This window comes from Klebsiella sp. 141198 (assembly GCF_050600785.1).
In the GTDB taxonomy this organism is placed as follows: Bacteria; Pseudomonadota; Gammaproteobacteria; order Enterobacterales; family Enterobacteriaceae; genus Klebsiella; species Klebsiella aerogenes.
In genome coordinates, this window is sequence record NZ_JAQIRM010000007.1 from 346326 (window position 1) to 356535 (window position 10210).

A 10210-nucleotide genomic window follows, 5' to 3' on the forward strand; every position below is an offset into this window, starting at 1 on the left:
TGTGGATGTTGGTTAAATGAGGGAATGACTTGTGGGTCTAATAATTAAAAGGCCCGCTGGTGAAATACCAACGGGCTTGCCTTTATTTATTCTCCGCGCTTGCCCCGATGCCGATATAGCCACATCAGCTTATATGCCGCCGGAATGATAAATAGCGACAGCAGCGGCGCGGTGATCATCCCGCCAATCATCGGCGCGGCGATACGGCTCATCACTTCTGACCCGGCGCCGGTGCCCCATAAAATCGGCAGCAGGCCGGCGATAATCACCGCCACGGTCATCGCCTTTGGCCGCACGCGCAGCACCGCGCCCTGATACAGCGCCTCGTCGAGTTTATCGGCGCTGAAGGTCTGCGGGTTCTCCAGCGATGGCTCCGCCTCGATGGCGTGGCGCAGATACATCAGCATCACCACGCCAAACTCCGCTGCCACCCCGGCAAGGGCGATAAAGCCGGTACCGGTGGCTACCGACAAATGGAACCCCATCCAGTAAAGGAACCAGATCCCGCCGACGAGGGCGAACGGCACGCTGGTGATAATCAGCAACGCCTCGCCGAAGCGGCGGAACGCCAGGTACAGCAGCACGAAGATAATCATTAGCGTCATCGGCACCATCAGCTTCAGCTTCTGATTGGCGCGCTCCAGCAGCTCAAACTGCCCGGAGTAGGAAACGCTGATGCCCGGCTTCAGCTTCACCTCTTTGCCGATGGCCTGCTGCAGATCGCGCACCACCGACACCATGTCGCGGTCGCGAGCGTCGATGTAGATCCAACTGGTCGGGCGGGCGTTCTCGGTCTTCAGCATCGATGGCCCGGTAACGACTTTAACCTCGGCGACGTCGCCGAGCACGATCTGCTGCTTCAGCGGCGTGAGGATCGGCAGCTGGCGCAGGGTCTCCGGGCTGTCGCGATAGCTCTGCGGGTAGCGGATGTTGATCGGATATCGCTCGACGCCCTCTACCGTTTCGCCAACCATCGCGCCGCCGATGGCGGACGAGACGAACAGCTGCACATCGCCGACGGTCATGCCGTAACGGGCCGCCTTCTCACGCTGAATATCAATGTTGAGGTAGCGCCCGCCGACCAGCCGCTCGGCTAATGCTGACGTGACCCCCGGCACGGTGCGCGCCACCACTTCAATTTGTTCGGCGATGGCGTCGATATCGGCCAGGTTAGTGCCGGAAACTTTAATGCCGATCGGGCTCTTGATGCCGGTGGAGAGCATGTCGATGCGGTTGCGGATCGGCGGCACCCACAGGTTTGCCAGCCCCGGCAAACGCACGGTTTTATCCAGCTCCTCGACGATCTTCTCCATGGTCATCCCCGGTCGCCACTGATCCTGCGGCTTGAGCTGAATCGTGGTCTCTACCATCTCCAGCGGCGCCGAGTCGGTGGCGGTTTCGGCCTTGCCGGTTTTGCCGAACACCCGCGCCACTTCCGGCACCGTCATGATCAGCTTATCGGTTTTCTGCAGCATATCCGCCGCCTGCGCAGCGGAGATCCCCGGCAGCGTTGACGGCATATACAGCAGATCGCCTTCATTAATCTGCGGCAGAAACTCGCCGCCGACCCGGTTAAGCGGCCAGATAACCGTCAGGATCGACAGCAGCGCGATCAGCAGGGTAGTCTTTGGCCAGTGCAGTACCTTCAGCAGCAGCGGGTGATAAATGCGGATCAAAAAGCGGTTCAGCGGATTGCTGTTCTCCGCCGGGATCTTGCCGCGGATCCAGAAGCCCATCAGGATCGGGATCACCACGATCGCCAGCAGCGCCGCCCCGGCCATCGACCAGGTTTTGGTGAAGGCCAGCGGGCCGAACAGTTTGCCCTCCTGGCCTTCGAGGGTGAAAATCGGGATAAACGACAGGGTAATAATCAGCAGGCTGATAAACAGCGCGGGGCCGACCTCTACCGACGCATCGGTAATGATTTTCCAGCGGATGTCGTTGCCGAGCTTCTCTCCCGGGTGCTGATGTTCCCACTCCTCCAGCCGCTTATGGGCGTTCTCAATCATCACGATGGCGGCATCGACCATCGCCCCCACCGCAATGGCGATCCCGCCCAGCGACATGATGTTGGCGTTGAGCCCCTGGAAATGCATCATGATAAAGGCGAAACACAGGCCGAGCGGCAGCGAAATAATCGCCACCAGCGCCGAGCGTACGTGCCACAGGAACAGAGCGCAGACCAGCGCGACAACGATAAACTCTTCCAGCAGCTTGTGGCTGAGGTTGTCGATGGCGCGGTCGATAAGCTGGCTGCGGTCGTAGGTGGTGACCACTTCAACCCCTTCCGGCAGGCTGCTTTGCAGCGACGCCAGCTTCTCTTTGACCGCCGAGATCACCTCGCGGGCGTTCTTGCCGGAGCGCAGGATCACCACGCCGCCGGCCACTTCGCCCTCGCCGTTAAGCTCGGCGATACCGCGGCGCATCTCCGGACCAATCTGCACCCGAGCGACGTCGCCGAGGTAGACCGGCACGCCGTTGTCACCGGTTTTCAGCACGATATTTTTGAAGTCGTCGAGCGTCTGCAGGTAGCCGCTGGCGCGCACCATATATTCGGCTTCCGCCAGTTCGACGGAAGAGCCGCCCGCCTCCTGGTTAGAGGCATCCAGCGCCGATTTCACCTCGCCGAGGCTGATGCCGTACTGGGTCAGCTTCATTGGGTCGACGACAATCTGATACTCCTTGACCACGCCGCCTACCGAAGCCACTTCCGAGACGTTAGGAATGGTTTTCAGCTCATATTTTAAGAACCAGTCTTGCAACGAGCGCAGTTCGGCGAGGTCATGTTTGCCGCTGCGGTCGACCAGCGCGTACTCGAAGACCCAGCCAACCCCGGTGGCGTCAGGGCCCATTTCGGCGCTGACCCCGGCGGGAAGTTTGCCCTGCACCTGGTTGAGATACTCCAGCACCCGCGAGCGCGCCCAGTAAGGATCGGTGCCGTCTTCAAATATTACATACACGTAGGAGTCGCCAAACTGCGAGAAGCCGCGCACCGTTTTGGCGCCGGGCACCGACAGCATGGTGGTGGTCAGCGGCCAGGTAACCTGATTTTCGACGATCTGCGGCGCCTGCCCCGGATAGCTGGTTTTGACGATCACCTGTACGTCGGAGAGGTCCGGCAGAGCGTCTACCGGGGTATGGACGATGGTCCAGGTCCCCCAGATGCTGAGAAACAGCGCCGCCATCATCACCAGGAAACGGTTGGCCACCGAGCGGCGGATAATCCATTCAATCATTGTTCCGTTCCTCAGTGCGCGTGGGCGGCGGGGGCCGCTGTATCGGGATCCTGCGCGCGCATGCGCTCCAGCGCGCCGGAGATATTGGCTTCCGAGTCGATCAGGAACAGGCCGCTGGCGACGACTTTTTCGCCCTCCTGCAGACCGCTGCGAATGGCCGTAACGCCGGCGGATTCATGGAATACCTGCACGAGCTTCGGCACGAAGCGCCCCTCGTTATCCATGGTAATCACTCGCTGCTCGTTGCCGCTGTCGATCAACGCTTTTGATGGGATCAGCAGCATCGGCGCGCTTTCGCTTGTCAGTTTCAGATAGGCGTTCATCCCCGGCTTCAGCGCGTCATCCGGGTTGTTGACCTGCAGGCGCAGCTGCAGGGTACGGGTGGCGCTATCGACGCTGGGGAGAATGGTCCATTTGTTGATGCTGAAGGTTTTGCCCGGCCAGGCGGGAACCTGAATGGCGAACTGCGAGGCGTCTTTAATCAACCAGGCGATGGATTCCGGCACCGCCACGCTGACCCACACCGGGTCCATGCCCTGAATTTTCGCCACCACATTATCTTTGGCGATATTCATTCCGGCACGCAGATCGAAGGCGGTAATAACGCCATCGATCGGCGCTTTGAGGGTAAAGCGGGTCTGGATTTTACGTGTGGTTTTCAGGCGGCGGATATCGTCATCCGGCATTCCGGCGAGGCGCAAACGCTCGAGGATCCCCTCGACCTGCGTGGCGGTGCCCCCGGTCTCCTGCAACAACAGATATTCGCTCTGCGCTTCCACCCAGTCTGGGATGGTCAGCTCGAGTAACGGCGTGCCTTGCTTGACTTTGTCGCCGACGGTCAGCGGATAGACTTTATTGATAAAGCCCGCCGCCCGCGCCTGCATAATCACGTACTGATACTCGTTATAGCTGATGTTGGCCGGGAAGGTCTGGGCATAGCGCAACGGCCCGCGGCTGACCGCGGCGGTTTTTACGCCGAGATTCTGGGTCTGCGTCGGGTCGATACGCACCCCCGGCGCACCGGCGGCGGCACTCTCCTCATCAGCGTATTTCGGCACCAGATCCATATCCATAAACGGCGATTTACCCGGTTTATCAAAGCGAGTATTCGGGTACATCGGGTCGTACCAGAACAGCACTTTGCGCTGCTGCTCGGTCGCGGATGCGCTATTCAGGGGCGGCGTCAGTCGGGTATACAGCGCCGCGGTAAGCGCGCCGCCAATTACCATGCTGCCGAGGATCAGCGCCGTATTTTTCAGTGTCAGGGATGCCATGTGTCGTCCATTCAGTTGTTGAGGAGCCTACCGTCGCCGGGCCGTTATTGGGCGCGGATATCCTGTAACAGCGACAGATTGCCCTGCTGAACGAAGGTGAAATCCACGCTGTCGCCGTTCTTCACATTGTTGAGCTGTGTCTGCGGGGTGATGGTGAAGCGCATGGTCATCGGCGGCCAGTTCACCGCCGGGATGGCTTCGTGGGCGATAGTGATTTTTTTATTATCCATATCAATGGCTTTAATGATGCCTTTGCCAGTGATGCTTTGCGTCTCCGTGGCTGCGGGCTGCTCGTGCATTGCCATACCTGCGTGTGGGTCGGCGGCCTGGGCCGCGAACATCACACCGGATAACAGCGTGAACAGGGCGATTTTAGACAGTGAATTCATAATCAAGACTCCTCGGGTTATTCCATCCAGCCGCCGCCGAGGGCGGTGAACAGGGTGATTTCATTAGCCTGACGGGAATAGTTGAGTTCCAGCAGGGTTTGTCGGGTGGTGAAAATGTCGCGCTGGGCGCTCAGGACTTCGATGTAGCTGACCGCGCCGTGACGATAGAGCGCAGTAGCGCGCTGCAGGGTGATATTTAGTGAAGCGAGATAGCGCTGCTGGGCGGCAATCTGATCGGCCAGGCTCTGGCGCAGGGCCAGCGCGTCGGCCACCTCTTTAAAGGCGGACTGTATTTTTTGCTCATAGTTGACTACCTGCTGCTGCTGGCGGATCTCCGCCAGGTCAAGGTTGGCCTGGTTGCGCCCGGCATTGAAAATCGGCAGTTCGATTTTGGGGATGAAGTTCCACATCGCGCTGCCGGCGTTAAACAGGCTGGAGAGCTCGCTGCTGCTGCCGGAGAGCGAGCTGGTCAGGGTAATCGACGGGAAGAAGGCCGCCCGCGCGGCGCCGATATTGGCGTTGGCCGCCAACAGGCTGTGTTCAGCCTCTAAAATATCCGGCCGCTGCAACAGGATCTCTGAGGAGAGCGACGGCGGCAGGGTTACGCCTTTCAGGTCCACCGCGCTGCTGGCGCTATCGTCCGGCAGCCGTTGATAGCTGCCGAGCAGTAGCTGCAGGGCGTTATTAGCTTGCGCCAGTTGGCCCTGCCGTTTGGCGATATCGGCGCGGGTGCTTTCGATCATGCCGCGCGCCTGTTCCAGCGCCAGGACGGTGGTGCTGCCGGTCAGCAGCTGTTTTTCAACGAAGGCGTAAGACTGCTGATAGTTCTGTAAGGTGTCGTTCGCCACCTGTAGCTGCGCCGCCGCCAGACGCTGGTTGAAGTAGCTTTGTGAAACGTTAGCAATCAACAGGATATGCACCGCGCGCCGCGCCTCTTCGCTGGCGAAGAAGTTCTGTCGGTCGGCCTCGCTAAGGTTTTTCAACCGGCCAAAGAAGTCGAGATCGTAGCTGAGATTCAAGCCAGCTGCATAATCGCTGCTGGTGGTGGTGTCGCCTTTGAGCTTGCCGCCATAGGTGGTGCTGCCGTCGCCGTTAAGCTGCGGGTAGCGGTCGGCGTCGGTCACCCGGTACTGGGCGCGGGCTTCCTGCACTTTCAGCGCCGCCATCCGTAGATCGCGATTGTTGGTCAGCGCGGTACTAATCAGGCTTTTTACCTGTGGGTCGACGAAAAAGGTACGCCAGCCGGTTTCCTGGTAGCCCGCAGTCGCAGTAACCAGTTTGTTCTGGCTGAGAGAGAACTGCTGTGGCACCGGCGCGGTGGGGCGCTGATAGTCCGGAGCAAGTGACAGACAGCCGGTTAAGGCGAATATCACGCTGAGAGAAAGAAGCTTAATTGGGCGCATGACGGCAGACGGTTTTCGGCGATTTATCAATGGCGGATACTTTACGCAGCGGGCTCTGTTCAACGCGTGACAGGAAAATGACAAAGCTGTCATTTTCCTGATATTTCATTGCTATCCGGAGGGGCTCCTCTAAAATTGAATACCCGCACAGAGCGCGCGTGAAGGAGCCAGCCGTGAAGATTTTGATTGTCGAAGATGAGAAGAAAACCGGGGAGTACCTGACCAAAGGGCTTACCGAAGCTGGATTCGTCGTCGACCTGGCCGACAACGGCCTTAACGGTTATCACCTGGCGATGACCAGCGACTACGATCTGCTGATCCTCGACATCATGCTGCCGGACGTCAACGGCTGGGATATCGTGCGCATGCTGCGCGCCGCCAATAAAGGGATGCCGATCCTGCTGCTTACCGCGCTTGGCACTATCGAGCATCGGGTGAAGGGGCTGGAGCTGGGCGCCGACGACTATCTGGTGAAGCCCTTTGCTTTTGCGGAACTGCTGGCGCGGGTACGTACTCTGCTGCGTCGCGGGGCGGCGGTAATAGTAGAAAGCCAGTTTCAGGCGGCCGATCTCAGCGTTGATTTGGTCAGCCGCAAGGTGATGCGCGGCGCGACTCGTATCACCCTGACCAGTAAAGAATTCACTCTGCTGGAGTTCTTCCTGCGCCATAAGGGCGAGGTGCTACCCCGCTCGCTGATCGCGTCGCAGGTGTGGGATATGAATTTCGACAGCGACACTAACGCCATCGACGTGGCGGTGAAGCGGCTGCGCGCCAAAATCGATAACGACTTCGAGCCGAAGCTTATCCAGACCGTGCGCGGCGTCGGCTATATGCTTGAGGTGCCGGATGGCCGCTAAGCGCCCCTTTTCGTTGGCCACCCGGCTGACCTTCTTTATCAGCCTCGCCACCATCATCGCTTTCTTTGCCTTCACCTGGATCATGATCCATTCGGTGAAGGCCCACTTTGAAGAGCGCGACGTTCACGATCTCAAGCAGCTCAGCACCACGCTTGAGACGGTGCTCAACCACGCCGACTATCCGCAGGAGCGGCGGCTGGAGATCTTAAAAAACGTGATTGGCGGCTACGCTAACGTCTTTATCTGTCTGGATGATGCCGAGGGCAATATTCTGTTTCAGTCGCCAGACGGCCCGGAACTCAGCCATATTATGAGCACGCCGGGGCTGGCGATGAAGTTGCGCGACGGTAATGTGATTTCATGGACCGACCCGCAGCCGCGGGAAATGGTTCATGATAATCATCAAATGGAGACCCGCTCCTGGCGGCTAATCATGTTGCCGCTCGGCAAGCAGTCGGACGGTAAACCGGCCTGGCATCTGCTGATGGCTTTATCGATCGACTTTCACCTGCACTATATTAATGAACTCAAAGCGAAGCTGATTTCCGCGGCGTCGATAATCAGCCTGTTGATTATCGCCATCGTGCTGTTTGTGGTCTATCAGGGGCATAAGCCGATTCGCCAGATCAGCCGCCAGATCCAGAATATTACCTCGCGGGATCTCGATGTACGCCTTGACCCACAGGCGGTGCCCATCGAGCTGGAACGGCTGGCGCTGTCGTTTAACCATATGCTGGAGCGGATAGAGGATGTCTTTACCCGCCAGTCTAATTTCTCCGCCGATATCGCCCATGAAATCCGTACGCCGATTACCAACCTGGTGACGCAAACCGAAATCGCCTTGAGCCAAAGCCGCAGCCAGCAGGAGCTGGAAGAGGTGCTCTATTCCAATCTCGAAGAGTTTTCGCGCATGTCGCGGATGGTCAGCGATATGTTGTTCCTCGCCCAGGCGGATAATAACCAGTTAATCCCTGAACAACGGGCGCTGGATCTGGCCGAGGAAGTGAATAAGGTGTTTGAGTTCTTTGAAGCGTGGGCGGAAGAGAAAGAGGTGGCGCTGCGTTTTGTCGGTAGCCACTGCCGGGTGATTGGCGACCCGCTGATGCTGCGGCGGGCAATCAGTAACCTGCTGTCGAACGCGATCCGCTATACGCCGGCCGGACAGGCGGTGACCATACAGTTGAGCGAAAGCGCCGAAAAGATCCGCCTGGTGGTGGAGAACCCCGGCGCGCCGATTGCTGCTGAACATTTGCCGCGCCTGTTTGACCGTTTCTATCGCGTCGACCCGTCACGCCAGCGCAAAGGCGAGGGCAGCGGTATCGGTCTGGCGATTGTAAAATCGATTGTCAGCGCCCATCACGGCAGCGTAGCGGTGCAGTCCGATCTGCGCTCTACGCGCTTTATTATCGTGCTGCCGAAATATGCGCAATAACGGCTGAAAGCAAGCGGGTAGCGCCAGGCGACTGCCCGCAGTATTGCCGTTCTTTTACTCTTCGAAGTACCAGTAGCCCTGATTAATCAGCCGCGTCAGCTCGCTCACGAATTCTGGATTTTGCAGGCCGCTGCCGAGCTCTTCTTGACCTAATGAGGTATAGCGGCACAATGCATCCAGCGCCTCTGCATCGGTGGTATCCAGCTGTTCGCTATGTACGAAGAAGCTGTCGCCGATATGCAGAACGCGCAGTCCGCTCAGGCGAGAAAGCTTTTCGCCGCCCAGCAGCGCATCGATCACTTCCTCTTCTTCATATGCCGGTTCCGCCGGAGCAATATCCAGCTCGTGACGCGGCGTGGTGACGAAACTGCCGAACCACTGCTTGAAGTCTTCTGGTTGGCGAATCATGTCGATCATCATGTTGCGCAGACGGTCGAGTTCATACTCTTCAACCCGGCCCGGATGGTCGCGGCAGGTGAGGTCCGGATCGCTGTAGTGTTCGCCGCCGAGATCGTTTTCCAGCACATAGTCGGCGAAGCTGCTGATCAGGTCGCGGCCATTTGGACCGCGGAAGCCGACGGAGTAGTTCAGCGCCGTTTCGTGAGTTACGCCGTCGTGCGGGAATCCCGGTGGAATATAGAGGATGTCGCCCGGCTCCAGATCTTCATCAATGATCGGTGGGAACGGATCGACGTGCAGCAGTGCCGGATGCGGACAGAACTGACGCATCGGCAGTTTATCGCCCACGCGCCAGCGGCGGCTTCCCATGCCCTGAATAATAAAGACGTCATACTGATCGATATGCGGGCCTACGCCGCCGCCGGGGACGGAGAAGGAGATCATCAGGTCGTCTAAACGCCAGTCAGGCAGCACGCGGAACGGGCGTACCAGCTCGGCGGCAGGCATATGCCAGTGGTTTACCGCCTGGGCCAGCAATGACCAGCCGCTTTCGCCCAGCCCGTCGAAATGCTCAAATGGACCGTTACTGGCCTGCCATTTACCGTTGACCAGGCTGACCAGCCGGCTATCGACTTCCGGCTCCATGGCTAACCCGGCCAGCTCGTCTGGCGTGATGGGGTCGATGAAGTTCGGAAACGCCTTCTTTAATACGACCGGCTGCTTTTGCCAGTACTTCTCTAAAAACTCGGGCCAGTTAATGTTGAGTTGATAAGCCATAGATTATTACCAATAGGAAGAAACGGCTCTGATTATAGAAAGATGACGAAGCGGGGCGCTTTGTCATGGGTCAAGAGTGGTGCTTAATTCACCATTGGCGTGATAGCGGCGGTGGGGAAACGAGAAAAATCGCGTTTTCGCAAAAAAGTGGTTTCGGTAGGAAATGCACTGCAGGCCGCATGAATACTGGGTTTTGTCGATTCGCTCTTACCGCGGATAAACGTGAAAAGCTTAATTAATGAGCGCTTGATAAGTTTTTTGTATTTTAAGGCTTGCTATATCTCAGCAGCTCCCTATAATGCGCTCCCACTGACACGGCAGATGTGAATCACTTCACACAAACAGCCGGTTCGGTTGAAGAGAAAAATTCTGAAATTCAGGGTTGACTCTGAAAGAGGAAAGCGTAATATACGCCACCTCGCGACAGAGCGCTAAAGCGCGTC

8 protein-coding genes are annotated in these 10210 nt (G+C 58.2%); 2 read left to right on the plus strand and 6 right to left on the minus strand.

The window, feature by feature from the left end; genetic code table 11:
• Positions 1–86: 86 nt before the first annotated feature.
• From PGR10_RS22950 to PGR10_RS22970, 5 genes are read right to left on the minus strand one after another with little or no spacing between them, the layout of a single operon-like run.
• Positions 87–3236: a CusA/CzcA family heavy metal efflux RND transporter gene (locus tag PGR10_RS22950; protein ID WP_411325512.1), complete on the minus strand. Its 3150-nt coding sequence runs from the start codon at positions 3234–3236 to the stop codon at positions 87–89.
• Between the two features lie 11 nt (positions 3237–3247).
• On the minus strand, positions 3248–4510 hold the full coding sequence (locus PGR10_RS22955) for an efflux RND transporter periplasmic adaptor subunit (RefSeq protein WP_430924165.1): 1263 nt from the start codon (positions 4508–4510) through the stop codon (positions 3248–3250).
• A 44-nt stretch (positions 4511–4554) separates the two neighbouring features.
• Positions 4555–4899, minus strand: a complete 345-nt coding sequence (gene cusF, locus PGR10_RS22960; protein ID WP_430924166.1) for a cation efflux system protein CusF — start codon at positions 4897–4899, stop codon at positions 4555–4557.
• 17 nt (positions 4900–4916) lie between these two features.
• On the minus strand, positions 4917–6302 hold the full coding sequence (locus tag PGR10_RS22965) for an efflux transporter outer membrane subunit (RefSeq protein WP_430924167.1): 1386 nt from the start codon (positions 6300–6302) through the stop codon (positions 4917–4919).
• A complete protein-coding gene (locus PGR10_RS22970) occupies positions 6289–6411 on the minus strand; it encodes a hypothetical protein (RefSeq protein WP_257394921.1) in 123 nt (40 codons plus the stop codon). The genes PGR10_RS22965 and PGR10_RS22970 overlap by 14 nt, the downstream gene beginning before the upstream one ends.
• Positions 6412–6475: 64 nt before the next feature.
• On the opposite strand from PGR10_RS22970, the gene cusR reads away from it, so the two are divergent.
• Positions 6476–7159: a copper response regulator transcription factor CusR gene (gene cusR / locus PGR10_RS22975; protein WP_430924169.1), complete on the plus strand. Its 684-nt coding sequence runs from the start codon at positions 6476–6478 to the stop codon at positions 7157–7159.
• On the plus strand, positions 7149–8591 hold the full coding sequence (locus PGR10_RS22980; RefSeq protein ID WP_087858381.1) for a Cu(+)/Ag(+) sensor histidine kinase: 1443 nt from the start codon (positions 7149–7151) through the stop codon (positions 8589–8591). Before cusR ends, PGR10_RS22980 begins: the two co-directional genes overlap by 11 nt.
• A 54-nt stretch (positions 8592–8645) precedes the next feature.
• Here PGR10_RS22980 and PGR10_RS22985 read toward each other — a convergent pair whose 3' ends face one another.
• Positions 8646–9767, minus strand: a complete 1122-nt coding sequence (locus PGR10_RS22985) for a cupin domain-containing protein (RefSeq protein ID WP_113374767.1) — start codon at positions 9765–9767, stop codon at positions 8646–8648.
• Positions 9768–10210 lie beyond the last annotated feature (443 nt).

Bases quoted from the DNA above. Each gene is read 5' to 3' on its own strand.
- PGR10_RS22970 (WP_257394921.1), bottom strand. From the start codon at position 6,411: ATGAAATATCAGGAAAATGACAGCTTTGTCATTTTCCTGTCACGCGTT.
- PGR10_RS22980 (WP_087858381.1), top strand. From the start codon at position 7,149: ATGGCCGCTAAGCGCCCCTTTTCGTTGGCCACCCGGCTGACCTTCTTT.
- PGR10_RS22965 (WP_430924167.1), bottom strand. From the start codon at position 6,302: ATGCGCCCAATTAAGCTTCTTTCTCTCAGCGTGATATTCGCCTTAACC.
- PGR10_RS22950 (WP_411325512.1), bottom strand. From the start codon at position 3,236: ATGATTGAATGGATTATCCGCCGCTCGGTGGCCAACCGTTTCCTGGTG.
- PGR10_RS22955 (WP_430924165.1), bottom strand. From the start codon at position 4,510: ATGGCATCCCTGACACTGAAAAATACGGCGCTGATCCTCGGCAGCATG.
- cusF (WP_430924166.1), bottom strand. From the start codon at position 4,899: ATGAATTCACTGTCTAAAATCGCCCTGTTCACGCTGTTATCCGGTGTG.
- PGR10_RS22985 (WP_113374767.1), bottom strand. From the start codon at position 9,767: ATGGCTTATCAACTCAACATTAACTGGCCCGAGTTTTTAGAGAAGTAC.